This is a genomic window from Modestobacter sp. VKM Ac-2977 (assembly GCF_026968045.1).
In the GTDB taxonomy this organism is placed as follows: domain Bacteria; phylum Actinomycetota; class Actinomycetes; order Mycobacteriales; family Geodermatophilaceae; genus Modestobacter.
Genome location: NZ_JAPVBQ010000002.1, coordinates 345681 through 369967 on the forward strand (window position 1 = coordinate 345681; position 24287 = coordinate 369967).

24 protein-coding genes are annotated in these 24287 nt (G+C 73.9%); 11 read left to right on the plus strand and 13 right to left on the minus strand.

Annotated features, from left to right (window positions below):
- The first annotated feature begins 11 nt into the window (after positions 1-11).
- Entirely contained in the window at positions 12-284 is a 273-nt protein-coding gene (locus tag O2V63_RS09295; protein WP_269167257.1) for a YciI-like protein, read from the plus strand.
- Between the two features lie 126 nt (positions 285-410).
- Positions 411-1649 carry an esterase-like activity of phytase family protein gene (locus O2V63_RS09300; RefSeq protein ID WP_269167258.1) on the plus strand — a complete coding sequence of 413 codons (1239 nt, stop codon included), beginning with the start codon at positions 411-413 and terminating at the stop codon, positions 1647-1649.
- Positions 1650-1701: 52 nt separating this feature from the next.
- Here the strand turns inward: O2V63_RS09300 and O2V63_RS09305 are convergent, their stop codons facing one another.
- From O2V63_RS09305 to O2V63_RS09350, 10 genes are all read right to left on the minus strand, one after another.
- Positions 1702-2304 carry a hypothetical protein gene (locus tag O2V63_RS09305; RefSeq protein WP_269167259.1) on the minus strand — a complete coding sequence of 201 codons (603 nt, stop codon included), beginning with the start codon at positions 2302-2304 and terminating at the stop codon, positions 1702-1704.
- Positions 2305-2333: 29 nt separating this feature from the next.
- On the minus strand, positions 2334-3767 hold the full coding sequence (locus O2V63_RS09310) for an FAD-binding oxidoreductase (RefSeq protein WP_269167260.1): 1434 nt from the start codon (positions 3765-3767) through the stop codon (positions 2334-2336).
- A complete protein-coding gene (mqo, locus tag O2V63_RS09315; RefSeq protein ID WP_269167261.1) occupies positions 3764-5269 on the minus strand; it encodes a malate dehydrogenase (quinone) in 1506 nt (501 codons plus the stop codon). Before mqo ends, O2V63_RS09310 begins: the two co-directional genes overlap by 4 nt.
- Before the next feature lie 11 nt (positions 5270-5280).
- The gene (locus O2V63_RS09320; RefSeq protein ID WP_269167262.1) at positions 5281-6210 is read right to left on the minus strand and encodes an AEC family transporter; all 930 of its coding nucleotides are present in this window, start codon (positions 6208-6210) and stop codon (positions 5281-5283) included.
- Positions 6211-6235: 25 nt separating this feature from the next.
- Positions 6236-7099 (minus strand): ATP-grasp domain-containing protein, encoded by an 864-nt coding sequence (locus tag O2V63_RS09325; RefSeq protein ID WP_269167263.1) that lies wholly within the window; start codon positions 7097-7099, stop codon positions 6236-6238.
- On the minus strand, positions 7096-8610 hold the full coding sequence (locus O2V63_RS09330; protein ID WP_269167264.1) for an aldehyde dehydrogenase (NADP(+)): 1515 nt from the start codon (positions 8608-8610) through the stop codon (positions 7096-7098). Before O2V63_RS09330 ends, O2V63_RS09325 begins: the two co-directional genes overlap by 4 nt.
- 41 nt (positions 8611-8651) lie before the next feature.
- Positions 8652-9824: an L-talarate/galactarate dehydratase gene (locus tag O2V63_RS09335; protein WP_269163325.1), complete on the minus strand. Its 1173-nt coding sequence runs from the start codon at positions 9822-9824 to the stop codon at positions 8652-8654.
- A 20-nt stretch (positions 9825-9844) separates the two neighbouring features.
- Positions 9845-11176, minus strand: coding sequence for an enolase C-terminal domain-like protein (locus O2V63_RS09340; protein ID WP_269167265.1), 1332 nt, complete (start codon positions 11174-11176; stop codon positions 9845-9847).
- A 48-nt stretch (positions 11177-11224) separates the two neighbouring features.
- The gene (kdgD, locus tag O2V63_RS09345) at positions 11225-12139 is read right to left on the minus strand and encodes a 5-dehydro-4-deoxyglucarate dehydratase (protein WP_269167266.1); all 915 of its coding nucleotides are present in this window, start codon (positions 12137-12139) and stop codon (positions 11225-11227) included.
- 134 nt (positions 12140-12273) lie between these two features.
- Positions 12274-13167: a LysR substrate-binding domain-containing protein gene (locus O2V63_RS09350; protein WP_269167267.1), complete on the minus strand. Its 894-nt coding sequence runs from the start codon at positions 13165-13167 to the stop codon at positions 12274-12276.
- A gap of 141 nt (positions 13168-13308) precedes the next feature.
- Here O2V63_RS09350 and O2V63_RS09355 point away from each other — a divergent pair, with 141 nt between their 5' ends.
- The 4 genes from O2V63_RS09355 to O2V63_RS09370 all read left to right on the plus strand — a co-directional run bounded on the left by O2V63_RS09355 (position 13309) and on the right by O2V63_RS09370 (position 16963).
- Positions 13309-14319 carry a Bug family tripartite tricarboxylate transporter substrate binding protein gene (locus O2V63_RS09355; RefSeq protein WP_269167268.1) on the plus strand — a complete coding sequence of 337 codons (1011 nt, stop codon included), beginning with the start codon at positions 13309-13311 and terminating at the stop codon, positions 14317-14319.
- 70 nt (positions 14320-14389) lie between these two features.
- Positions 14390-15022 carry a tripartite tricarboxylate transporter TctB family protein gene (locus tag O2V63_RS09360; RefSeq protein WP_269167269.1) on the plus strand — a complete coding sequence of 211 codons (633 nt, stop codon included), beginning with the start codon at positions 14390-14392 and terminating at the stop codon, positions 15020-15022.
- 10 nt (positions 15023-15032) lie between these two features.
- The gene (locus O2V63_RS09365) at positions 15033-16562 is read left to right on the plus strand and encodes a tripartite tricarboxylate transporter permease (RefSeq protein ID WP_269167270.1); all 1530 of its coding nucleotides are present in this window, start codon (positions 15033-15035) and stop codon (positions 16560-16562) included.
- Complete coding sequence (locus O2V63_RS09370) at positions 16559-16963, plus strand: universal stress protein (RefSeq protein WP_269167271.1); 405 nt, start codon at positions 16559-16561, stop codon at positions 16961-16963. The genes O2V63_RS09365 and O2V63_RS09370 overlap by 4 nt, the downstream gene beginning before the upstream one ends.
- A gap of 70 nt (positions 16964-17033) precedes the next feature.
- On the opposite strand, the gene O2V63_RS09375 is transcribed toward O2V63_RS09370, so the two are convergent.
- Positions 17034-18227: a fatty acid desaturase family protein gene (locus O2V63_RS09375; RefSeq protein ID WP_269167272.1), complete on the minus strand. Its 1194-nt coding sequence runs from the start codon at positions 18225-18227 to the stop codon at positions 17034-17036.
- 36 nt (positions 18228-18263) lie between these two features.
- Positions 18264-19370 carry a ferredoxin reductase gene (locus tag O2V63_RS09380; protein WP_269167273.1) on the minus strand — a complete coding sequence of 369 codons (1107 nt, stop codon included), beginning with the start codon at positions 19368-19370 and terminating at the stop codon, positions 18264-18266.
- An 89-nt stretch (positions 19371-19459) separates the two neighbouring features.
- Between O2V63_RS09380 and O2V63_RS09385 the strand changes: the two genes are divergently transcribed.
- Positions 19460-20659 carry a PucR family transcriptional regulator gene (locus O2V63_RS09385; protein ID WP_269167274.1) on the plus strand — a complete coding sequence of 400 codons (1200 nt, stop codon included), beginning with the start codon at positions 19460-19462 and terminating at the stop codon, positions 20657-20659.
- A 26-nt stretch (positions 20660-20685) separates the two neighbouring features.
- Positions 20686-21435 carry an SDR family oxidoreductase gene (locus tag O2V63_RS09390; protein WP_269167275.1) on the plus strand — a complete coding sequence of 250 codons (750 nt, stop codon included), beginning with the start codon at positions 20686-20688 and terminating at the stop codon, positions 21433-21435.
- A gap of 7 nt (positions 21436-21442) precedes the next feature.
- Here the strand turns inward: O2V63_RS09390 and O2V63_RS09395 are convergent, their stop codons facing one another.
- Complete coding sequence (locus tag O2V63_RS09395) at positions 21443-21760, minus strand: ArsR/SmtB family transcription factor (protein WP_269167276.1); 318 nt, start codon at positions 21758-21760, stop codon at positions 21443-21445.
- A gap of 145 nt (positions 21761-21905) precedes the next feature.
- Between O2V63_RS09395 and O2V63_RS09400 the strand changes: the two genes are divergently transcribed.
- From O2V63_RS09400 to O2V63_RS09410, 3 genes are read left to right on the plus strand one after another with little or no spacing between them, the layout of a single operon-like run.
- Entirely contained in the window at positions 21906-22256 is a 351-nt protein-coding gene (locus O2V63_RS09400) for an NADH-quinone oxidoreductase subunit A (RefSeq protein ID WP_269167277.1), read from the plus strand.
- The gene (locus O2V63_RS09405; RefSeq protein ID WP_269167278.1) at positions 22247-23368 is read left to right on the plus strand and encodes a hypothetical protein; all 1122 of its coding nucleotides are present in this window, start codon (positions 22247-22249) and stop codon (positions 23366-23368) included. Before O2V63_RS09400 ends, O2V63_RS09405 begins: the two co-directional genes overlap by 10 nt.
- Complete coding sequence (locus O2V63_RS09410; protein ID WP_269167279.1) at positions 23365-24282, plus strand: NADH-quinone oxidoreductase subunit H; 918 nt, start codon at positions 23365-23367, stop codon at positions 24280-24282. The genes O2V63_RS09405 and O2V63_RS09410 overlap by 4 nt, the downstream gene beginning before the upstream one ends.
- Positions 24283-24287: the final 5 nt, after the last annotated feature.

The following is a 24287-nucleotide window of genomic DNA, read 5'->3' on the forward strand; positions in this document are numbered from 1 at the left end:
GGGTGGCCGGCATGCACCTGCTGCTGGAGTACACGCTGGCCGAGGACTACCTGGAGCGCCGGGCGGCCCTGCGGGACGACCATCTCGGCCTGGCCCGGGCTGCCCACGAGCGGGGTGAGCTGCTGCTCGCCGGCGCGCTGCCGGACCCCTTCGACCGGGCGCTGCTGGTGTGGACCGCACCCCGCGAGGTCGTCGAGCGGTTCGTCGAGGCCGACCCCTACGTCGTGCACGGCCTGGTGACCGGGTGGACCATCCGGCCCTGGAACGTGGTCATCGGCGGCTGAGCCGCACCGCGACCTGGCGCGTTCACGGGCTCATCACGGGACGGTCACAGGGACGCCGGGCCCCGTCCGTCTCACCCCGGCACGGTCAGCGGGCCCCACCCCCGCCGCCCGATCCAGGGAGACCCCGTGCGCCGTCCATCCCGCCGTGCCGCTCTGACCCTCACCACCGCCGGCCTGCTCGCCGCCGTCGCCGTCCCGGCTCTCGCCGGCCCCGCCCCCACCGTGCCCCAGGGCAACGGCACGCAGCAGGCCGAGCTGGTCGGCCGCTCGGTCCTGCCGTCGGCCACCTTCGGGGAGCAGGTCCCCTCCGGCGCGCTGGCCAACCCCGCCAACGGCGTCACCCCGCCGTTCGCCGCCCAGCCGATCCAGGGCTTCTCCGGCCTGCTCCGGGACGGCGCGGACTGGCTGGTTCTGGAGGACAACGGCTACGGCACCAAGGCCAACAGCGGCGACTTCCTGCTCCGCGTCATCCGCGTGCACATCGACACCACCACCCAGCAGACGACGGTGCTCGAGGGCGGGTTCAGCCTCTCCGACCCCGACCGCAAGCTGCCCTTCCCGCTGACCCGCAGCGACCGCCGGCTCACCGGCGCCGACCTCGACCCCGAGTCGTTCCAGCGGATGCCCGACGGCACCTTCTGGATCGGTGAGGAGTTCGGCCCCAGCCTGGTGCACGTCGATGCGCAGGGCCGGGTGCTCTCGGCACCGGTCCAGCCCGACGGCGTCCGTGCCCCCGAGGCATGGGACCTGGGCGGCGCGGCCCCGACGCTGGGCGGCAGCAAGGGCTTCGAGGGCATGGCCCTCGGGGTCGACGGCCACACGCTCTACCCGATGCTCGAGGGCGCCGTCGCCGGCGACGACCCGGCCACCCGCCGCATGTACAGCTTCGACACCCGGCGCGGCACGTACACCGGTCTGAAGGCCAAGGTGCGGTTCGAGGTCCCGGGCGACGCCCTCGGCGACATGGTCGCGCTGGACCAGAACCGCTTCCTCATCCTGGAGCGGGACAACGCGCAGGGCCCGGCCTCGCAGCTCAAGGCCGTCTACCTGATCGACACCCGGGACATCGACCGGGACGGCTACGCCGACAAGCGGCTGCTGGTGAACCTGATGGCCATGCCCGACCCGCAGGGCGTGGCCGGCCCGAAGGGCACCTTCGCCACCTTCCCGTTCGTCACCATCGAGCAGATCGCCGTGCTCGACGACCACCACATCATCGTCGGCAACGACAACAACTACCCGGGCTCGGCCGGGCGCACCGCCGGCGTGCCCGACGACAACGAGCACGTCGTCATCCAGGTGGACGAGGACCTGCAGGTCGACCCGGCCCTGGCGTCGATCACCGCCCGCGGCAGCCGCCGCTGACCACCCGCCGTCCGGTCCCGCTCCCCCGGGACCGGACGGCAGGAGGACCTGCTCAAGGCACCTGCACCGTCGTCGTCACCCGCACCACCGACGGCCGCGGGGGCACCGAACCGAACCCGAAGGTGACCGGCGGCCGCACCGGCGACACCGCGCCCAGCGGCTCGCCGTCCCACGTCGCGTCGACCGCGGCCAGGGTGTGCAGGTCCTGCACGCCGTACCACTCGGTGCGCCCGTTGCCGGCCGACCCCGTGGTGCGCAGCCCGGTCAACAGCCGCGCCGGCCGGTCGAGCAGCCCGACCCAGCCGGGCCGCCGGGCCAGCGGCGCGGGCACCGCACGCAGCAGCCGGCCCAGCCCGGGCCGGCGGCCGACCCGGACCGACATCGCCAGCGGGCCGGCGTGCACCGTCCAGGCCGCGCCGTGGTGGGTCACCACCACGTCCACCAGCCGCACCTCGTCGAAGGCGTAGGTCGACCCGACGAACTCGGCGACCTGTCCGCTCGGCGCGAGCAGCACCCGGTGCCCATCGGGCCGCTGCACCATGACGTCGGAGAACGCCCCCAGCGGCGAGGACGGCCAGTGCCCGAGCACGATCCGGGTGCCCGAGGTGGTGCCGGTCCCGAGGATCCAGCCGTCGAACCGCAGCCGCGTCGTCACCGGTGGTCCCTGTCCACGGCCGCGTCCGCTCAACCCGCCGGCAGCACCTTCCCGGGGTTCATCAGCCCCGCCGGGTCGAGCAACGCCTTGACCCCGCGCATCAACTCCAGTTCCAGCGGGTCCTCGTAGTCGGTGAGCAGGTCCCGCTTGGCCACCCCGACGCCGTGCTCGGCGCTGATGCTGCCTGCGAAGGAGGCGGTCGAGTCGTAGACCACCCGGGCCAGTTCGTCGGCCCGGGCGCGGAACGCCGCGTCGTCGGTGCCCTCCGGCTTGCTCAGGTTGTAGTGCAGGTTGCCGTCGCCCACGTGCCCGTAGGCGACCACCCGGACGCCGGGGACGGCGGCGGCCAGCGCGCGGTCGGTCTGCTCGACGAACGCCGGGATGCGGCTGACCGGCACGGTGACGTCGTGCTTGAGGCTGGGGCCCTCCTGGTTCTGCGCCTCGGAGATCCCCTCGCGCAGCGCCCAGAGCGCGGCCACCTGCGCCGAGCCCGAGGCGATGACGGCGTCCAGCGCGAGGTCCCGCTCGAACGCCTCGCCCAGCGCGGTCTCGACCACCTCGTCCAGCCCGGCGTCGGGCAGGGTGTCGCTGAGCTCGACCAGCGCGTACCAGGGGTGCACCTCGGCGAACGGGTCGCGGGCACCGGTCGCGTGCGCGAGCACGAACTCCACGCTCTGCCGGCTCATCACCTCGAAGCCGGTCAGCCGGTCGCCGGCCAACGCGCGCACCACCTCGATCAGCTCGACCGCCGCCGCCGGCCCGGGCAGCGCCACCCAGGCGGTGGCCCGGCTGCGGACGGCGGGGAAGAGCTTGAGCACCGCGGCGGTGATGATGCCGAGCGTGCCCTCGGCTCCGACGAACAGGTGCTTGAGGTCGTAGCCGGTGTTGTCCTTGCGCAGGCCTCGCAGCCCGTGCCAGATGCGCCCGTCGGGGAGGACCACCTCCAGACCCAGCACCAGGTCGCGCATGGTGCCGTAGCGGAGCACCGCCGTGCCGCCGGCGTTGGTGGCCAGGTTGCCGCCGATCGTGCAGCTGCCCTCCGCGCCCAGCGACAGCGGGAACAGCCGGTCGGCGGCCGCAGCGGCCTCCTGCACCGACTGCAGCACCACGCCGGCCTCCACGGTGATCGTCTGGTTGGCCGGGTCGAGCTCCCGGATCCGGCGCATCCGGGTCAGCGACAGCACCACCTGCCGACCCGAGGCGTCCGGCACCGCGCCCCCGCACAGGCCGGTGTTGCCGCCCTGCGGCACCACGCCGACCCCGGCGTCCCGGCACAGCAGGACCACCGCGGCGACCTCGTCGGTGCTGGCCGGTCGGACCACGGCTGCGGCCTCGCCGGAGTACGCGCCGCGCCAGTCGGTCAGGTGGCTGCGCACCTGGTCGGGGTCGGTGACCAGGCCGGCCGGGCCGACGGCGTCGTGCAGCGCCGCGAGCAGGGCCGGGAGGGCATCCGGCGTGGTCATGCGGTGGCCTCTCCGGGCCGGACCGGGGTCAGCTGCAGGACGGCGCGGGCGTGGTGCACGTTCGCCGCGAGCTGGGCGGAGTCCCAGCCGTGCACGGTGTCCGCCGACGGGGCCAGCTCGCGGAGCCGGGGCCCCCACGCCGCCGTCCGCGCCGGGAAGCTCGCCGCCAGCACGTCCACCATGGTCGCCGCGGCGGTCGAGGCCCCGGGCGAGGCGCCGAGCAGCGCCGCCAGGGAGCCGCCGGCCGAGGTCACCAGCTCGGTCCCGAAGCCGACCATGCTGCCGCGGCCCTCCGTGGTCTTGAGCACCTGCACCCGCTGCCCGGCGGTGATCAGCTCCCAGTCCTCGGCACGGACCGACGGGACGAACTCCGCGAGCGCCGCGATCCTGTCCTGCGGGGTCTGGCGCAGCTGTCGCACCAGGTAGGCCATCAGGCTCCGGTTGTCCCGGGCGGCGGCCAGCAGGGTCGGCAGGTTGCCCCGCCGCACGGAGCGCACCAGGTCGGTGAGCCGACCCTGGGTGAGGAACCGCGGGGAGAAGGCGGCGAACGGCCCGAAGAGCAGGTGGTCGCGGCCCTCCACGACCCGCCGGTCCAGGTGGGGCACCGAGATCGGCGGCGCACCCGGCGCCGCGTGGCCGTACAGCTTGGCCCGGTGGGCGGCGACCAGCTCGGGCCGGTCGGTGCGCAGGAACTGGCCGCTGATCGGGAAGACGCCGTACCGGCGCACCTCGGGCACCCGAGCCGCCTGCAGCAGCGGGAGGGTCCCGCCGCCGGCACCCACGAAGACGTACGGGGTGCGCAGCTGCCGCCGTGCCCCGGTGCGCCGGTCGCGCACGTCCAGGTGCCACCGGTCCCCGCTCCGCCGCAGCCCCCGCGTCTCCCGGCCGAACCGGACGTCCGCGCCCCGTGCGGCCAGCGCGGACAGCAGCCGGCGGGTGAGCACGCCGAAGTCGACGTCGGTGCCCTGGGCCGAGCGGGTCGCCGCGATCGGCTGACCCGGGGTCCGCTGGTCGAACACCAGCGGCAGCCACCCGGCGAGCACCGCCGGGTCGTCGGAGAACTCCTGGCCGGCGAACAGCGGGTGGTCGCGCAGGGCCTCCCAGCGCGCCCGCAGGTACGCCACCCCCTCGTCGCCCCGCCCCAGCCCCAGGTGCGGCACCGAGCGGATGAAGTCCCCCGGTGCGCCGAGGAGCCCGCGCTCGACCAGGTGGGCCCACAGGGTCAGCGAGGTGAGGAACTGTGCGCCGATCTGCACCGCGGCCGACACGTCGACGGTCCCGTCGGGACGGAGGGGCGTGTAGTTGAACTCGCAGAGCCCGGCGTGCCCCGTGCCGGCGTTGTTCCAGGCGCTCGAGCTCTCCAGGCCCGCGGCGTCCAGCCGCTCGACCACGGTGATCGTCCAGTCCGGCTCCAGCTCGCTGAGCAGCACGCCCAGCGTCGCGCTCATCACCCCGCCACCGACCAGGACGACGTCCCGGTCCTCTGGTCCAGCGTCGGTCATCGTTCTCCCTCTCATCTCAGCAACACCGCCACACCGAGCAGCACCGGCACCGACAGCACGGTGGTCAGCAGCACCACGTCGCGAGCCACCGCACTGCCCCGGTCGTAGGTCGTGGCGTAGACGAACACGTTCTGCGCGGTGGGCAGGGCGGAGGTGAGCGTGACCGCCAGCAACGGCACCCCCGCCAACCCGACCCCCCAGCGGCCCAGCGCGTAGGCCAGCGCCGGCTGCACCGCCGTCTTGAGCGTGACGGCCAGCCAGACCTGGCCTCCGCCGTCCCCGGACGCCGGCCGCGGCGCCCCGTGCAGACTCGACCCGAAGGCGAGCAGCGCCGCGGGGACGGCGAGGGCGGCGAGCAGCTCGACCGGCTGGAGCACGACCGCGGGCAGCCGCCACCCGGTCTCGGCCAGCAGCAGGCCGACCAGGCAGCCGAGCACCACCGGCGTGCGCACCGGCTGGGTGAGCACCTGCCAGCGGGACGGCGCGCCCGCATCCGGCCCGCGCGAGCCGGCGAGCACCGCGAGCCCCACCGGGGCCATGACCAGCACCTGGAAGAGCAGCACCGGCGCCACGTAGGTGGCGTCACCGAGCACGTAGACGGCGATCGGGAGGCCGAGGTTCCCGGCGTTGACGTAGGAGGACGCGAGCGCGCCGGTCGTCAGCGAGGCCGGGCGCAACCGCCACCACCAGCGGGCGAGCCCGGCGTACAGCGCAGCAGCGAGCAGGGCACTGCCACCGGTGGCCACCAGCGCGGCGGTGAACAGCCCGGCCGGGTCGGCCTCGGCCAACGTCAGCAGCAGCAACGCCGGCGTCGCGACGAAGTAGGACAGCCGGGACAGCACCCCGGCGGCGTCGGGGCCCAGTGCACCGGTGCGGCCGGTGAGCCAGCCGACGGCGATGACCGCGGCCAGGGCGGCGAACCCGCTCAGGACCGCGGTCACGTGGCCGCAGGCCGCACCGTGGCGGTCACCGGATCGCGTCCTCCACCGCGGACACCAGCTGGGCGAGGGCGCCGTCCGGGGCCTGCGGGAGGAAGAGGCTCGGCTCGGCCAGCTCCAGCTCGAGCACCACCGGGGAGCCGCCCGCATCGGCGACCAGGTCGATCCGGGCGTACAGCACCGGGGCGGCGCCGGGCACGAGCGACGGCACCGCGTCGAACACCGCCTGGGCGACCGCCCGCTGCTCCGGGGTCGGCTCGACCGCGCGCAGGTCGCCGCGGCTGTCCCGGTCCTGGCGCACCCCTTCGCCGCGCTGCAGCAGCGGGCCCTTGCGCACGGCGTGGGAGAACCGTCCGCCGAGGAAGAGCATCGCGGTCTCCCCGGCGTCGTCCACGCTGGCCAGGTAGGGCTGCACCATCGCCGTCCGGCCGGCCGCGGTCAGCTCGGCGACGTGCCCGAGCACCGCCGTCGGCTCGGTCCACCGGGCGGTGTCCCGGGAGCCGGCCGAGATCGACGGCTTCACCACCCACTCCCCCGCCTCCGGCAGCGCGGCGACGTCGGTGGGGTCCCAGACGGTCGGGACGACGGGCAGCCCGGCGGCGACGAGGTCCCGCAGGTGGGCCTTGTCGGTGTTCCAGGCCAGCACCTCGACCGGGTTGCGCAGCCGCGGGACGGCGGCGGCCCAGGCCAGGAACTCCGCCCGCCGCCAGGCGTAGTCCCAGCACGAGCGGACGACGGCCAGGTCGTAGCCCGCCCAGTCGACCTCCGGGTCGTCCCAGCGCACCAGGTCGACGGCGAGCCCCGCCGACCGCAGCGCAGGCGCCGCGATCGGCAGGTCGGGGTCGACCCGCAGCCCCCGCTCGCTGCTGACCAGCGCGACCCGCGCGCTCACGCCGGCAGCTGGAGGACGCCGTCGATCCGCCGCGGGATGCTCGTGTGGTCGTCGGTGAGCTCGGCCGGGAGCACGTCGGCCGGGGCGCCCTGCCAGGTGACCGGGCGGAGGAACCGGCGGATCGCCGAGGTGCCGACCGAGGTGTGCTGGGAGTTCGTCGACGGCCACGGCCCACCGTGGTGCTGCGCCCAGGACACCGCGACACCGGTCGGGTAGGCGTCGTAGACGATGCGGCCGGCCCGGGTGCGGAGCTCCTGGGAGACCGCCAGCGGCAGCTGGGTCTCCCCTGCGCCCCGCAGCACCGTGGCGGTGAGCGAGGAGGGCATCTTCGCCAGCGCGGCGAAGAGGTCCGGCTCGCCGTCGTACCGGGCCACGACCGCGACCGGGCCGAAGACCTCCTCGGTGACCTGCTCGGGCAGCCCGGCGGCCGAGGTGCTCAGCAGCAGCGGCGTCGCGGCGAAACCGGTGCCGTCGCCCTCGGTGCCACGGGCGACAGCGGTGACCCCCGGCGCCTCGGCGATGGCGGCGGACAGCTTCCCGAACGACGCCGCGATGCCCTCGTTGAGCAACACCTGCGGGCTGCTGCCGCGCACCGCCTCGGCCATCGCGTCGACGACCTGGTCCCCCTCCGGACCGGTGGGCACGAGCACCAGGCCGGGCTTGGTGCAGAACTGACCGGCGCCGAGGGTGAAGGACCCGACGAGCTCCTGCCCGAGCTGGCTGCCGCGCTCGGCGGCGGCCTGCGTGGTGACCACCACCGGGTTCAGGCTGCTCAGCTCACCGAAGAACGGGATCGGGTCCGGGCGCTGCTCGATGATCTGCAGCAGCGCCCGGCCGCCGTTCACCGAGCCGGTGAAGCCGACCGCGCGGATGGCCGGATGGGCGACCAGGGTCGCGCCGGCCTGCAGGCCGTGCACCAGGCCGAGCGTCCCCTCGGGGGCGCCGGCCTCGCGGGCCGCGGCCACGAACACCTCGAAGACCAGCTGGGAGGTGGCCGGGTGCGAGCCGTGCGCCTTCACCACCACCGGGCAGCCGGCCGCCAGGGCCGAGGCGGTGTCGCCGCCGGGCACGGAGAAGGCGAGCGGGAAGTTGCTGGCGCCGAAGACGGCGACCGGGCCGATCGGGAGCAGCATCCGGCGCAGGTCCGGGCGCGGGCCCATGGGGGTGTCACCGGCGTGGTCGATGGTGGCCTCGAGGTAGCTGCCCTCTCCGAGCACCTCGGCGAAGAGCCGCAGCTGGTAGGCGGTGCGGGTCAGCTCGCCGTTCAGCCGGCCGGTGCCCAGGGCGGTCTCCCGGTCGGCGACGGCGACGACGTCCTCCCGCCGGGCCTCCAGCGCGTCCGCGAGGGCCCGCAGCAGGCCGGCCCGGCCCTCCCGCCCCATCTCCTCCAGGGCCGGGGCAGCGGCCAGGGCCGCCTCGCACAGCCGGGCCACCTCCTCGGGGGTGGTCTCCTGCGCGACCACCTCGGCCGCCTGTCCGGTGCGCGGGTCGATGCTCACGACGTCGGTCATGGGTGCTCCTGTCGGTTCTGGGGGCGGGTCAGTGGGGCAGGTCAGTGGGGCGCGTCGACGTGGACGCGGTCCACGGTCCAGGCGCGCGCCTGCTCGGTCAGGGTGACACCGAGACCGGGGCGGTCGGACAGGTGCATCCGGCCGTCGCGGGTCTCCAGTCGCTCGTTGAACAGCGGGTGCAGCCAGTCGAAGTGCTCGACCCACGGCTCGTGCGGGTAGGCCGCGGCCAGGTGCACGTGGATCTCCATCGCGAAGTGCGGCGCGATCTGCAGGTTCGCGTCGTCGGCGAGCGCGGCCAGCTTCAGGAACTGCGTGATGCCGCCGATCCGGGGGGCGTCGGGCTGCAGGATGTCGACCGAGCCGGCCCGGATGAGCTCGCGGTGCTCGGCGACGCTGGTGAGCATCTCCCCGGTGGCGATCGCGGTGTCCAGCGAGCGGGCGAGCTGGGCGTGCCCCTCGGCGTCGTAGGCGTCCAGCGGCTCCTCGATCCACACCAGGTCGAACTCCTCCAGCCGGCGGCTGACCCGCATGGCCGTGGGCCGGTCCCACTGCTGGTTGGCGTCGACCATGAACGGCACGCCGTCACCCAGGTGCTCGCGGACGGCGCGCACCCGGCGCAGGTCCTCCGCCGAGTCCGGCAGCCCGACCTTGATCTTGATGCCGCCGACGCCGCTCTCCAGCGTCCGCGTGGCGTTGTCCTTGACCTGCTCGACCGTCTCGTGCAGGAAGCCGCCGGAGGTGTTGTAGCAACGCACCGAGTCGCGGTGCGCGCCCAGCAGCTTGGCCAGGGGCAGCCCGGCGCGCTTGGCCTTGAGGTCCCACAGCGCCACGTCGATCGCGGCGATCGCCTGCGTCGAGGCCCCGCTGCGGCCGACCGACGCCCCCGCCCAGACCAGCTTGGTCCACAGCCGGGCGATGTCGTTGGGGTCCTCGCCGATCAGGCCGGGGGCGACCTCCCGGGCATGGGCGAACTGGGCGGGCCCGCCGGCCCGCTTGGAGTAGCTGAACCCCACGCCCTCGTGGCCGGCCTCGGTACGGATCTCGGCGAACAGGAACGCGACCTCGGTCATCGGCCGCTGCCGGCCGGTGAACACCTTCGCGTCGCTGATCGGGTTGGGCAGCGGCAGCGTGACCGAGGAGAGGGAGATCGACTCGATCCGGTCCAGGACGGCCGGGGCGGAGGTGGTCGGGGTCGGGGCGGATGTCGTCGTCATGTCAGCTCCAGGCATCGGGGTCAGCGCACCAGGCAGGGACGCTTGGGGTCGAAGCCCCAGTCGGGCACGAGGTACTGCATGGCGACCGCGTCGTCCCGGGCGCCGAGCCCGTGCTCGCGGTAGAGCTCGTGGGCCGCGGCCAGGGCGTCCCGGTCCAGCTCGACGCCGAGCCCCGGCGCGGTGGGGACGGCGATCGCCCCGTCCCGGATCTGCAACGGCGACCGGGTGAGCGCCTGGCCGTCCTGCCAGATCCAGTGGGTGTCCAGCGCGGTGATCTCCCCCGGCGCGGCAGCCCCGACCTGGGTGAACATCGCCAGCGAGATGTCGAAGTGGTTGTTGGAGTGCGATCCCCAGGTCAGGCCGAAGTCGGCGCACAGCTGGGCCACCCGCACCGAACCGCGCATGGTCCAGAAGTGCGGGTCGGCCAGCGGGATGTCCACGGCGTGCGACCGGACGGCGTGTGCCATCTGCCGCCAGTCGGTGGCGATCATGTTGGTGGCCGTCGGCAGCCCGGTGGCCTGCCGGAACTCCGCCATGACCTCCCGCCCGGAGAAGCCGCCCTCGGCCCCGACCGGGTCCTCGGCGTAGGCGAGCACCCCGTGCAGGTCGCCGAGCAGCCGGACGGCGTCGGCGAGCAGCCAGCCCCCGTTGGGGTCCAGCGTGATCCGGGCGTCGGGGAACCGCTGCGCCAGTGCGCGGACGGCGGCGACCTCCTGCTCGCCGGCGAGCACGCCGCCCTTGAGCTTGAAGTCGGTGAAGCCGTAGCGGGCCTGGGCCGCCTCGGCCAGGGCGACGACCGCCTCGGGGGTGAGCGCGGGCTCCCGACGGAGCCGCTCCCAGTCGTCGGCCGGGGTCGGCTCGGCGACGTAGGGCAGGTCGGTCGCCGTCCGGTCCCCGACGTAGAAGAGGTAGCCCAGCATCGGCACCGCGTCGCGCTGCTGCCCGTCGCCCAGCAGCTCGGCGACCGGGACCCCCAGGTGCTGCCCGAGCAGGTCCAGCAGCGCGGACTCCAGCCCGGTCACCGCGTGGACGGTCGTCCGGAGGTCGAAGGTCTGCAGACCCCGGCCGCCGGCGTCCCGGTCGGCGAAGGTGTCCGCGACCGAGCGGAGCAGCCGGCCGAAGGCGGCCACCGGCCGGCCGACGAGCAGCGGGCCCGCGTCGGCCACCGTCCGCCGGATGTCCTCACCGCCGGGCACCTCCCCCACGCCTTCGCGGCCCTCGCTGTCGGTGACGATCACGATGTTGCGGGTGAAGAACGGGCCGTGCGCGCCGCTGAGGTTCAGCAGCATGCTGTCGTGCCCGGCGACGGGCACCACCTCGACGCGGGCGACGGTCGGCGTGGTGCCGGTCATCGGGTTCCTCTCAGCAGACGGCGGGCAGCGGGTCCGGGAGACCGGGGTTCAGGAGAGCTTGGAGACCAGCGTGGTCAGCTCGCCGAGCTCGGCCTCGGTCAGGTCGGTGAGCGGCGGGCGCACCCGGCCGCCGTCCCGGCCCACCGCGGTGAGACCGGCCTTCACGATCGAGACCGCGTAGCCGCGGGCCCGGTCGCGGATGTCCAGGTACGGGAGGACGAAGTCGTTGAGCATCCCGTACACCGCCACGCGGTCCTGCGCGCGGACGGCGGCGTAGAACCGGAGCGCGAACTCGGGCACGAAGTTGTACAGCGCCGAGGAGTACGTGCTCACGCCCAGCTGCAGCAGCGGGAGCGCGAACGTCTCGGCGGTGGGGAGGCCACCGACGTAGATGAGCCGGTCGCCGACCTTGGCGTAGGTGCGGGTCATCTGCTCGATGTCGCCGACGCCGTCCTTGAGCCCGATGAGGTTGGGGTTCCGGTCGGCGAGCTCGGCGACGGCGCCGTCGGTGAGCACGGCGTTGGCCCGGCTGTAGACGACCACACCGAGGTCGGTGGCCCGGCAGACGGCGCTGACGTGCTCGACCAGACCGGCCTGGCTGGCCTCGGTGAGGTAGGGCGGGAAGAGCAGCAGGCCGTCTGCGCCGGCGGCCTGGGCGGCCTGGGCCTGGGCGATCGAGACGGCGGTGCCGCCGGTGGCCGGGGCGATGACGGGCACCCGGCCGGCCACCTCGTCGACGGCCACCCGGACCACCCGGTCGATCTCGGCGGGGGTGAGCGAGAAGCCCTCCCCGGTGCCGCCCGCGGCGAAGAGGCCGGCCACGTCGAAGCTCGACTGCCAGGCCAGGTGCTCGCGGTAGCGGGGTTCGTCGAACTGCAGCTCGGCGTCGAAGTGGGTGACCGGGAAGGACAGCAGACCGGACTTCAGCCGGTCAGCGAGAGCATCCGGGGGCAGCAGCGTCACAGGTCGTGTCCTTGGGTTCGACGGGTCCGCGCACTGGTCGACCGGAGGTCGCGGGCGGTGGTCGACGTCACCCTAGAAACGGCTGGCGATGCCTGTCCAAGAGCAGTTCCGCATCGCTCGATGCGCGCAGGGCATCATGAAAGCGCTTGCCCGCCCGCCAGGACGTCCAGCGCGCGCCACAGCGCCGGGTTCTTCGACTCCCGAGCCCAGAGCAGGTGCAGCTCGACCGGCTCGGGCACCGGGGTCTCCAGGCGCACGAGCCCGACCCCCGCGATGGTCAGCCCGGCTGCCGACTCCGGGACGAACGCGATCCCCCGGCCGGCGGCGACGAGCCAGAGCATGGTGAGCACCTGACTGACGGTGTGCACCGCGTTCTCCGAGGCTGCCGGCACCAACCCGACCACCAGGTCGTAGAAGTACCGCGCCTGGGTCGGCGAGTGCATCACCACCGGCTCACCGGCCAGGTCGGCCGCGGTGACCGACCGGTCCAGTGCGAGCAGCCGGTGCCCCAGCGGGGCGGCGACCAGCAGGGACTCGCAGTGCAGCAGCCGGGAGCCGAACCGCTCGGCGTCGAACGGCGGCCGGGCCAGCCCGAGGTCGATCTCCTCGGCCAGCAGGCCCGCCACCTGCTCCCTGGTCACCATCTCGGCGAGGTCGACGTCCACGTCGGGCAGGGCGGCACCCAGGTCGTCGAGCAGCCGGCCGAGCACGCCGTAGGCGGACGCCGCGGTGAAGCCGATCCGCAGCACGCCACTGGACCCGGAGGAGACCCGGCGCGCCAGCTCCGGCGCGACGTCGGCCAGGGTGAGCAGTCGGCGGGCCTCGACCAGGAAGACCTCACCGGCGGCGGTGAGGTCGACCCGCCGGTTGTCCCGCTCGAGCAGCTGCGCGCCGACGACCCGCTCCAGCTTCTGGATCTGCCGGCTGAGCGGTGGCTGGGTCATCTGGAGCCGCTCCGCCGCGCGACCGAAGTGGAGCTCCTCGGCGACGGCGACGAAACCGCGGAGCTGCTCCAAGGTGAACGCCATGCAGCCAAGGTATCAATCAATGCCGCAATGGATTTGGACAGGCATGAGCGGGCGTTCCTACTCTTCGGTCGTCCCCGCGTTCGTGACGGCACTCACAGCACCCCAGGCCGGACCGACGGCTTCTCGAAGAGGAGAACCACCATGACCACGAACCACCGCGCCCGTCGTTGGGCTCTGTCCGGCGCCGGACTCACCCTGGCCCTCTCCCTCACCGCCTGCGGGGGGAACGTCGGCGGCGGGTCGGACTCCGACGAAGAGTTCCCGGGCGGCGACCCGATCACGATGCTGGTCGGGCAGGACCCCGGCGGCAGCACCGACCTGATCGCCCGCGCGGCGGCCGACGGCCTCTCCGACGAGCTCGGCGTCCCGGTGACCGTGGAGAACCGGCCCGGCGCCAACGGTGCGCTGGCCGCCCAGCAGCTGGCCGGCGAGGACCCGGACGGCCACACCCTGATGGTCTACAACGGCAGCCTGGCCTACATCACCCCGCTCGCGGTGGGCGAGGGCGAGGCCCCCGACATCGCCGACTTCGACATCGTCACGGGCCTCTCCCTGGACGACTACGTCCTGGTGACCGCGCCGGGCTCCGGCTTCAGCTCGGTCGAGGACCTGGCCGCGGCCGGTCGCCCGATCACCTTCGGCACCACCGGGGTGGGCACCGGCAGCCAGCTGTCCCAGGAGCTGCTGTTCGCCCAGGCCGACATCGACGCCACCGCCGTCCCGTTCGACGGCGGTTCGCCCACGCTGACCGCCGTGCTCGGCGGGCAGGTGGACGTCGGCTCCGTCCAGCTCGGTGAGGCCATCGAGCAGATCGAGTCCGGCGGCCTCACCCCGATCGTGACCTTCGCCGAGGAGCGTCCGAGCTACCTGCCCGACACCCCGACCGCGGTCGAGGCCGGCTACGACGTGCCGGTGCAGCAGTCGCGCGCTGTCTTCGCCCCCCAGGGCGTGCCGGACGACGTCATGCAGACGCTGCGCGACGGTTTCGAGGCCGCGTTCGAGACCGAGGCCTACCAGCAGCTCAACGAGGACAACCTGCTCACCCCCCTCGAGGTCGACGGTGAGGAGATCCGGGAGCGGTGGACCGAGAACCTGGACAACTACCGTGCCGTGGTCGAGGAGTACGGCATCGACCTCGGTGGAGATGCGTGATCCTCGGGTCCCCGATGGTCCGGGACGCGACCTGCGTCCCGACGACCCCGAGCAGGAGCGAGGAGAACTCGTGAGCTCTGCGCACGACGGGGCGCACACCCCGGGGAGCCCCGGCGGCCGCACGGCCGCCGGGGCCACCCCCCAGGGGAACGTGGCCCCCCACCCGACCGACACCGCACCCGCGACCACCGACACCCCCTCGACGCTGCACGACCTCGAGGACCTGACGCAGGAGGTCGAGGAGGAGGCCGAGCACCGCCCGCCACCGGCCGGCCCGGCCACGAACCTGGTGATCGCGGCGCTCGTGGTCGCACTGGGGGCGGCTGCGGCCGTCGGCGCCCTGGCGCTCGGCGCCGGCACCGCCCGCACGCCGGGACCGGGCATCTGGCCCTTGATCCTCGGCGTGCTGCTGGTCGTGCTGGGTGTAGGACTGGCGGCCACCGCCCGCCGGACCAGCGACACCGAGCAGTTCTCGAGGTCGTCCTGGCTGGTCCTCGCCGGGCTGGCCACGATGCTCGTCTTCGTCGCCCTCATCGGCACCATCGGCTTCGAGATCCCTGCCGTGCTGCTGGCCTTCGTCTGGCTCCGCTTCCTGGGCGGCGAGAGCTGGCGGACGTCCGCCATCGTCAGCATCGCCGTGGTGGTCGCCTTCTACCTCGTCTTCGTCGCGGCCCTCTCGGTCCCCGTCCCGCACCTCTTCTGAGGAGAGTCCGTTGGACCTCGCCCCGGTGCTCGACGGCTTCGCCGTCGTCCTGGAACCGACCAATCTGCTCTACTGCCTGATCGGCGTCGTCGTCGGGATGCTGGTCGGCGTGCTGCCGGGCCTCGGCCCCGCCGCCACCATCGCGATCCTGCTGCCGATCACCATCGGCATCGAGCCGGTGACCGCGATCATCATGCTGGCCGGCATCTTCTACGGCGCCCAGTACGGCGGCACGATCACCTCCGTCCTGCTCAAGCTGCCGGGCGAGGCGTCGTCGGTGGTCACCGTCTTCGACGGCTACGCCATGGCCCGCCAGGGCCGGGCGGGGACCGCGCTCGGGATCGCGGCGATCGGCTCGTTCGCCGGCGGCACGATCTCGATCGTCGCCCTGTCCTTCCTGGCTCCGCTCGTGGCCAGCTTCGCGCTGGACTTCGGGCCGCCGGAGTACACCGCCCTGGCGCTGCTCGGCATCCTGCTGGTCGCCACCGTCAGCAGTGGCAGCCGGCTCAAGGCGGTCGTCGCGGCCTGTGTCGGCCTGCTGCTCGCCACGGTCGGCCGCGACGGCTTCACCGCCACCGAGCGGTTCACCTTCGGCAACCTGAACCTGGCCGACGGCCTGGACTTCGTGCCGATCGCGATGGGCCTCTTCGGTCTCGGCGAGATCCTCTACAACCTGGAGCAGCGGCACAACGCCACCCAGGCGCCGACCAAGGTCGCCAACGTCTGGCCCTCCCGCCAGGACCTGCGCCAGTCCTCGGGCGCGATCGGCCGCGGGTCGGTGATCGGCTTCTTCCTCGGCATCCTCCCCGGGGGTGGTGCGACCCTCTCCTCGCTCGCCGCCTACGCGGTGGAGAAGCGGCGCTCCAAGACGCCGGAGCGCTTCGGCAAGGGGGCGGTCGAGGGCGTGGCCGGGCCCGAGACGGCGAACAACGCCGCCGCGACGTCGTCCTTCATCCCGCTGCTCACGCTGGGCATCCCGGCCAACGCGACCATGGCGGTGATCTTCGGCGCCCTGCTGGTGGTGGGGGTCACCCCCGGCCCGCAGCTGGTCACCGAGGAGCCGGAGCTGTTCTGGGGCGTCGTCAACTCGATGTACATCGGCAACATCCTGTTGCTGATCATGAGCATCCCGCTGGTCGGGCTGTTCGTGAAGATCCTCCGGGTGCGGCCGGCCATCCTGGCGCCGATCACCGTGCTCATCACGTTGATCGGCGTCTACACGGTCAACAACAGCGTCTTCGACATCGTGCTGGTCATCGTCTTCGGCGTGCTCGGCTACCTGATGAAGAAGGCCGGCTTCGACCCCGGCCCGCTGTTGCTGGCCTTCGTGCTGGGTGCTCTGCTGGAGGACGGGTTGCGCCGTTCGCTGCTGATCTTCGACGGCGACGCGACCGGCTTCTTCACCCGTCCCATCTCCGGCACCCTGCTCGTCGTCTTCCTGGTCGTGGCGGTGTACCCCTTCGTGGCGAGCCTGCGGAGCCGCCGGCGGCAGGAGCCGGCCCAGGACACCTCCGACCCGAACACCAAGGAGCTCGTGTGACCGTCCTCGTCGGTTTCGTCCCCACGCCCGAGGGCGAGGCGGCCTTCGCGGCCGGTCTCGCCGAGGCCCGCCGCCGGCAGGAGGGGCTGCTGGTGCTCAACACCCCGCGGGGCGGGGCACCGGTCAGCGCGGACGTCGCACCACCGGAGCTGGTCCGCTCGCTGACCTCCCGCGCCGAGGCCGACGGCGTCGCCCTGGAGCTGCGGCAGACCCCGCACACCGGCGACCTGGCCGACGAGCTGCTCCGGGTGGCCGAGTCCGTGGACGCCTCGGTGATCGTGATCGGCCTGCGCCGCCGCTCCCCCGTCGGCAAGCTGCTGATGGGCAGCAGCGCCCAGCGGATCCTGCTGGACGCCGACCGGCCGGTCCTGGCGGTCAAGCCGCACCCCACCGCTGGCTGACCCACCCGGGACGGCACGAGGCCCGCCAGGAGATCTCCTGGCGGGCCTCGTGCTGTGTGGGGCCGGTCTGTCAGGCGGCGGCCTGGAGCGCGCGCCGCACCTTCGGGCCACCGGTGGTCATCTTGTACAGCTTGACGACCTGGGCCGGGGCGTTCGCCGGGGTGGTCTGGGCCAGCCAGCCGTTGGGCAGCGAGAGCCGGATGACCTTGTGCCACGCCGAGCCGACCTGACGGGGCAGGGACGCGGAGTGGTACCGCAGCCCGTAGCGGGCGAAGAGGTCGCGGATCTGCGGGGCGATCTCGGCGTACCGGTTGCTCGGCAGGTCCGGGAACAGGTGGTGCTCGACCTGGTGGGACAGGTTGCCGGTCATGATGTGCATGGCCTTGCTGCCGGAGATGTTGGCCGAGCCGAGCATCTGGCGCAGGTACCACTCACCGCGGGTCTCCCCGTCGATGGACTTCTTCTCGAAGGTCTCCACGCCCTCCGGGAAGTGCCCGCACATGATCACCGAGTGCGACCACACGTTGCGCACCACGTTGGCGGTGAAGTTGGCCGCCAACGTGGGCAGGAACGACGGACCCGACAGCGCCGGGTGGACGACGTAGTCCTTGGTCATCTGCTTGCCGATCTTCTTCAGCACCTGCTTGCCGCGGGCCCGGAAGCCCGGGTCGGCCCGCCGCTCCTTGGTCGCCAGGTTCTTGCCCAGCTCCAGGTCGTAGGCGGCGATCCCGTACTCGAAGAAGCAGGCGTTGACGAAGTTCCACACCGGCTGCAGCAGGTACAGCGGCACCCACTTCTGGTCCTCGTCGACGCGCATGATGCCGTAGCCGAGGTCGTTGTCCTTGCCGATCACGTTCGTGTAGGTGTGGTGCAGCACGTTGTGCGAGTGCTTCCACTGCTCCGACGGGCTGGCCATGTCCCACTCCCACGTCGTGGAGTGGATCTTCGGGTCACGCATCCAGTCCCACTGCCCGTGCAGGATGTTGTGCCCGATCTCCATGTTCTCCAGGATCTTGGCGACCGACAGCCCGGCGGTGCCGAGGACCCAGGCCGGCGGGAACCTGGAGAACAGCAGCACGGCCCGGCTGGCCAGCTCCATCTTGCGCTGCACGTCGATGACCCGGCGGATGTAGGCCGCGTCGTCCTCGCCACGGCTGTCCACGACGGTCTGCCGGATGGCGTCGAGCTCGCGGCCGATGGCCTCGATGTCGGCCTCGGAGAGGTGGGCGATCGGGTTGTGGGACTTCTTCTGCAGGACGGTCATGTGCAGCTCCTCAGCTGGTGGGACAGCGGTTCTGGATCAGTGGTCGATGTCGCAGGCGTCAACGGCGGCGCTGACGCAGGTCTGGATCAGGACGCCGTCACCGGGGGCGGCGGTGGTCAGCTCCCCGTTGCGCAGGTCTCGGACGGCACCCTCACGCAGCGGCAGCACGCAGCCGTAGCAGATGCCCATCCGGCAGCCGCTGGGCATGAGCAGCCCGGCCTCCTCGGCGGCGTCCAGGATCGGGGTCGCGCCGTCGACCTCGAGCGTGCGCTCGGACTTGGCGAAGGTGACGGTGCCGCCCTCGCCGGTGACCAGCACCCGGGGGCGGAAGCGCTCGGTGTAGAGCCGGTCGGCGATGCCCTGGTCGGCCCAGTGCTCCTCCAGCGCCTCGAGCAGGCCGACCGGGCCGCAGGCCCAGGTGGCCCGCTCGGTCAGGTCGGGCACCAGGTCAGCGATCGCCGGGGCGTCCAGGAAGCCGGCGTCCTTGGTGTGGTGCTCGACCAGCCGGATCCGGCCGGCCGCGGCCAGCTCGCGCAGCTCGGCACCGAAGATGACGTCCTCGACGGTGGGCGCGGAGTGCACCAGGACGACGTCGCACCCGGCGTCCTCACCCAGGTTGCGCAGGATGCCCATGACCGGCGTGATGCCCGAGCCCGCCGTCACGAACAGCGCCTTCGCCGGCCGCGCCTCGGGGAGGACGAACTCACCGGTCGCCTGGTCCAGCTGCACGATGGTGCCCGGCTGGGCGCGGTGCACCAGGTGGTTGCTGACCTTGCCGTCGGGGATCGCCTTCACGGTGATGGAGAAGCAGCCGTCGGCGCGGCCGAGCACCGAGGTGATCGAGTACGCGCGCCACAGCCGCACGCCGTCGATGTCGATGCCGATCCGGACGTACTGGCCGGGGGTGTGCGGGAGCCAGTCACGGCCCGGCCGGATCACGATGCTGGCGGCGTCCCGGGTCTCGTGGTGCACCGCCTCGATCCGGCCGCGCAGCGCGGCGCCGGAGCGCAGCGGGTCGACCAGGTCCAGGTAGTCGGCGGGCAGCAGCGGCGTGGTGACCAGCTCGGCCACCTTGAGCACCCGGTCACGCAGCGTGGTCAGCACAGGACGGGCCGGCGACGGACGCGGGACGGTGGCGGTCATGTACTGATCCTTACCCGCACCGAGGGCGAACAACTGTGCCTCGGACGTGAATCGGGCGGTATCTTCTGTTCCCTGCGAACAACGAGAGGGTGAACACCACGAGCGACCAGGTCACGTTCCCGCCGCCGGTCGTCGCCGCGATGCAGGCCCAGCTCCCCGCCGTGGCCCAGCAGACGGTGGCCAGCATCGTCGTCGAGGTGCCCAGCTACGCCGACGCCTTCTCCGGGGAGATGGGCCGGGCCATCTCCAACGCCGTCCAGCTCGCCCTGGGCGGCTTCCTGGAGCTGGCCACCACCGCCGGGGGGGCCGATGCGAGCCGGCCGATCGGCCCGGCGCTGGAGGGCGCGTACTCCCTGGGCCGGGGCGAGGCGCGCAGCGGGCGGTCGATGGACGCCCTGCTGGCCGCCTACCGGGTCGGCGCCCGGGTGTCCTGGCGGCACATGAGCGACACCGCCGTGGGCGCCGGTCTCTCGGTGGGGTCGCTGGCCCGCTTCGCCGAGCTGGTGTTCGCCTACATCGACCAGCTGTCGGCGGCCAGCGTGGCCGGGCACACCGACGAGCTGGAGACCACCGGCCGGGTCCGCAGGCACCACCGCGAGCGGCTGGGCGCGCTGCTGCTGGCCGGGCGGCCGTTGCACGACCTCACCCCGGCCGCGGAGCGGGCCGGCTGGCTCCCGCCGCGGACGCTGACCGCCGTGCTGCTGCCGGAGGTGCGGGCGCGCGGCGCGGTCGCGCTGCTGGACTCCCGCACCCTGCAGCTGGACGACGACCCGCCGGGCCTGGACCCGGCCCTGGAGCTCAGCGTGCTGCTGGTGCCGGACGCCGGCGAGGGTGCCCGGGCCGCCCTGCTGCGCGCCCTGGAGGGGCGGACGGCGGTGGTCGGCCCGGCCCGGCCCTGGTCTGCGGTCGCCGGCTCCTACGCCCGCGCCCTGCGCGCGCTGCGGCTCGGGCTGCGCGCCACCGGGCCCGCGCCGCTGGACACCGAGCAGCGGCTGCCGGAGCTGGTGCTGCGGGCCGACGAGGACGCCCTGGCCGACCTGCGGGCCGCGGCGCTCGCCCCGCTGGACGACCTGACCCCGGCCACCCGGGAGAAGCTGGCCGCGACCCTCCGCTCCTGGCTGCTGCACCACGGCCGGCGCGAGCAGGTGGCCGCCGAGCTCTTCGTGCACCCGCAGACCGTCCGGTACCGGATGGGGCAGCTGCGCGACCTGTACGGCGACCGCCTCGAGGACCCGCAGACGGTGCTCCAGCTGACCATCGCGCTCGGCCCGCAGCCCCCCGCGTCCTGATCGTCCGCCGTCCCCGAGGATGGGGCATGCGGATCGCGGTGGCCGGTGGCACCGGCCTGCTGGGTGCACTGGTCGTCGCGGAGCTGGCACGGCAGGGCGACGACCCGGTCGTGCTCGCCCGCTCGCACGGGGTGGACCTGACCGACGGCACCGGCCTGGCCGCCGCGCTGGACGGCGTCGACGCGGTGGTCGACGTCGCGAACGTGACCACGACCAGCCGGCGCCGATCGGTGGCCTTCTTCACCGCGGCCACCACCCAGCTGCTCGCCGCGGCCGCCCGGGCCGGTGCCGGGCACGTGGTCACGCTGTCGATCGTCGGCGCCGACACCGTCGACCTCGGCTACTACCTGGGCAAGCGGCGGCAGGAGGGGCTGCTGGCCGCCGGTCCGGTGCCCTGGACGCTGCTGCGCGCCACCCAGTTCCACGAGTTCGCCGGCCAGCTGGTCGACCGCTCCCCCCGCCCGTTCGCCGTCGTCCCCCGGATGGCCACCCGGCCGGTCGCCGCCGGCGAGGTCGCCGCCCACCTCGTGCGGCTCGCACAGGGCGCCCCGCAGGGGGTCGCCCAGCCGATCGCCGGACCGGAGGACCACGGCATGGGCGACCTCGTCCGGCGGCTGCTGCGCGCCACCGGGCAGCGCCGGCTCGTCGTCCCGGTGCGGCTGCCCGGCCCGGCGGGTGCGGCGATGGCCGGTGGCGCGCTCGTCCCGCCCGAGCCGTACGTCCGCGGCAGGCGGACGTACGCCGAGCACCTGGAGACGCTCGCGCGCCGGAGCTGAGCCGGGGTCAGCCCTCCCCGTCGGCCACCTGGCGGGAGAGGTCGACGAGCTGCCGCAGGCAGTGCTCCCGCAGCGGCCCCGGGAAGCCGTCGGCCAGGCGGTAGAAGACGACCCGCCCGTCCTTGCGACTGGTGACGAAGCCGGCGGTGCGCAGCAGCCGCAGCGCGTAGCCGACCGCGTCCTCGGTCGCCTCCAGCGCCATCGCCAGGTCGCCCACGCACAGCTCCTCGACCACGTCGAGGGCGTAGAGCACCCGGGCGCGGGTGGGATCGGCCAGCAGGCTCAGCATCGCCGACAGGCTCGTGGCGTCCTCACGGCTGGGCACCCGCGCCCTCGCCGCAGCCACGCGCACGGGATCGACCGGATGGGGATGGTCCGTCACGATCGGTGCGGTTACCCGCACGGCCGCACGGGTATGCGCGCCGTCGGTCAGCCACGGCCTGAGGACGACGCGGACGGAGGACGAGCTGGTGTCGGCCTACCTGAGCCTCGCCGCGATGCTGGGCCTCGCCGTCGGCGGTGTGCTGCTGGCCTACCTGCTGCACCGGCGGACCGCGGTGGCTCCGGGCGCGGTCGCGAGCCTGCCGTTCCTCTCCGGCTGGCGGCCCGCCGAACACGCGCTGTCCCGGTACGAGGCGCGGTACTACCCGATGACCCTGCTCTTCCTCGCCTTCGACGTGGAGATGCTCTACATGTACCCGTGGGCGACCGTGGTCGCCTCGATCGGGACCTCGGCGATCGTCGAGATGTTCGTGCTGCTCGGCGTGCTGATGACCGGCGTGCTGTGGGCCTGGCGCGAGGGTGCGCTGCGGTGGACCTGAACCGGCTGGCCGCCCGCCGCACCGCGGTCCTCGCCGTCGAGGTGCCCGGCTGGAGCCGCACCCGCTGCGCGCTCGAGGAGCACGTCCGGGACCGGGGCTGGCGGCTGGCCGGCTCCCCCGCCGACGCGGACCTGCTGGTCGTGTGTGGACGCCCCGGTGCCCGGTTGACCGCCGCGGTCGACCATGTCTGGAGCCAGCTGCCCGGCCCCCGCGCCCGGGCGGAGGTGACCACCGCCGCCGACGTCCCGGCCACCCTGGATCGTGCCGCGGCCGAGCTCGCCGACGGCGCAGCCCAGCGCCGCGACGCCGCCGACCGGCCGGCCGACCCCGACCCCGGCACCACCGCCACGGGCGACGGCGACATGGGCGACATGGACGACATGGACATGGACGACCACGACATGGACGACTCCGGCGACATGGACATGGGCGACATGGACCACGGCGACATGGACCACGGCGACATGGACCACGGCGACATGGACCACGGCGACATGGACATGCCGATGCCCGCCGGGATCGGCCTGGCCGGCGGCGGGGACGACGACCAGCTGCCCGACCCCGACGCCCTCGACCTCGACGTGCTGCACGTGCCCCTCGGCCCGGTGCTGCCGCACTGGCCGGCCGGCCTGCTGCTGCACACCACGCTCCAGGGTGAGCTGGTGGTCTCCGCCCGGGCGGAGGTCCTGCTACCGGCGGAGGACGCCCCTCCGGACGCGCCGGTGCACGGCACCCCGGCCGGCCGGTGGGACGCGGTGGCCACCCTGCTGGCGCTGGCCGGCTGGGACGACGCCGCCACCCGGGCCGCACGGGTCCGCGACGCCCTGCTCGCCGGGGGGCAGCCGCCCGAGGCCGAGCGGCTGGCTCGCCGGATCACCCGGTCCCGGCTGCTCCGCTGGTCGCTGAGCGGTCTGGGCCGGCTCCCCGAGGGCGATGCGCACGACCGGCTGCGGCACTGGCTGGAGGGGACCGAGCAGCGCCGGTCCACCGAGCTGACCGCGGTGGCCGAGCTGGTCACCGGGCTGGACCTGGCCACCGCCCGGCTGGTGGTCGCCTCGCTCGACCTGGACACCGCCGACCGGGTGACCGTGCCGGCGGAGGCGGGCTCGTGACCGTCACCGAGGTCTCGGTCGGCTGGGTGCCGATGGCGGCCGCACTGCTGCTCGTCGTGGCGGCCGCCGCGGCGAGCCTGGACGGCGCGCTGGCCGCGCGGTCCGCCGGGCAGCCGCTGGGTGGGGGCCTGCTCACCCCGGTGGCCGAGACGACGCGGCTGTTCCGCCAGCGCCGCCGGACCACCGCGGCCGCGGACCTCCCGTTGCAGCGGATCGGCGGCGCCGGCCTGCTCACCGCAGCGCTGCTGATGGTCGCCGTCGTCCCGTTCGGCCGGTGGACCGTCGCCGACCTGACGGTGGGCATCGTCTGGTTCAACGCGATGGACGTGCTGGTGTGGGCGGCGGTCTGGCTGGCCGGCTGGGGCCCGAACAGCGCCCACGCCCTGGTCGCCGGGTACCGGTTCCTGGCCCAGGCGCTGTCCTACGAGCTGCCACTGATGTTCGCGCTGACCGCGCCGGCGGTCGCCGCGGGCAGCCTCCGGCTCGGTGACGTGGTGGCCGCGCAGTCCGGGCTGTGGTTCGTCGTCTGGATGCCGGTGGCATTCGGCGTCTTCTGCGTCGCGGTCGCCGGCTTCTCCGTCTGGGGGCCGCTCGGCGCACCCGCCAGTGGAGTGTTCACCGAAGCGTCCGGGGTCGACCGCTGGCTGCTCTCGACCGGGCGGTACGCGCTGCTGACCGCCGGGGCCGCCTTCGGGACCACCGCCTTCCTCGGCGGTGGACACGGGCCACTGCTGCCGGCCTGGCTGTGGCTGCTGGTCAAGACCGCCGGGCTGCTCGCGGTGCTCGTCGCGCTGCGGCGCCGGCTCCCGGTGGTCGCTCCGGAGCGGTTCGCGGCCCCCGCCTGGCTGGTCGCGCTCCCGTTGGTGCTGCTGCAGCTGCTGTTCGTGTCCGTCGTCGTCGTGGTCCAGGCCTGAGGAGG

Bases quoted from the DNA above. Each gene is read 5' to 3' on its own strand.
- O2V63_RS09295 (WP_269167257.1), top strand. From the start codon at position 12: ATGCACCTGCTGCTGGAGTACACGCTGGCCGAGGACTACCTGGAGCGC.
- O2V63_RS09310 (WP_269167260.1), bottom strand. From the start codon at position 3,767: ATGACCACGCCGGATGCCCTCCCGGCCCTGCTCGCGGCGCTGCACGAC.
- mqo (WP_269167261.1), bottom strand. From the start codon at position 5,269: ATGACCGACGCTGGACCAGAGGACCGGGACGTCGTCCTGGTCGGTGGC.
- O2V63_RS09330 (WP_269167264.1), bottom strand. From the start codon at position 8,610: ATGACCGACGTCGTGAGCATCGACCCGCGCACCGGACAGGCGGCCGAG.
- O2V63_RS09335 (WP_269163325.1), bottom strand. From the start codon at position 9,824: ATGACGACGACATCCGCCCCGACCCCGACCACCTCCGCCCCGGCCGTC.
- O2V63_RS09340 (WP_269167265.1), bottom strand. From the start codon at position 11,176: ATGACCGGCACCACGCCGACCGTCGCCCGCGTCGAGGTGGTGCCCGTC.
- O2V63_RS09350 (WP_269167267.1), bottom strand. From the start codon at position 13,167: ATGGCGTTCACCTTGGAGCAGCTCCGCGGTTTCGTCGCCGTCGCCGAG.
- O2V63_RS09355 (WP_269167268.1), top strand. From the start codon at position 13,309: ATGACCACGAACCACCGCGCCCGTCGTTGGGCTCTGTCCGGCGCCGGA.
- O2V63_RS09375 (WP_269167272.1), bottom strand. From the start codon at position 18,227: ATGACCGTCCTGCAGAAGAAGTCCCACAACCCGATCGCCCACCTCTCC.
- O2V63_RS09380 (WP_269167273.1), bottom strand. From the start codon at position 19,370: ATGACCGCCACCGTCCCGCGTCCGTCGCCGGCCCGTCCTGTGCTGACC.
- O2V63_RS09390 (WP_269167275.1), top strand. From the start codon at position 20,686: ATGCGGATCGCGGTGGCCGGTGGCACCGGCCTGCTGGGTGCACTGGTC.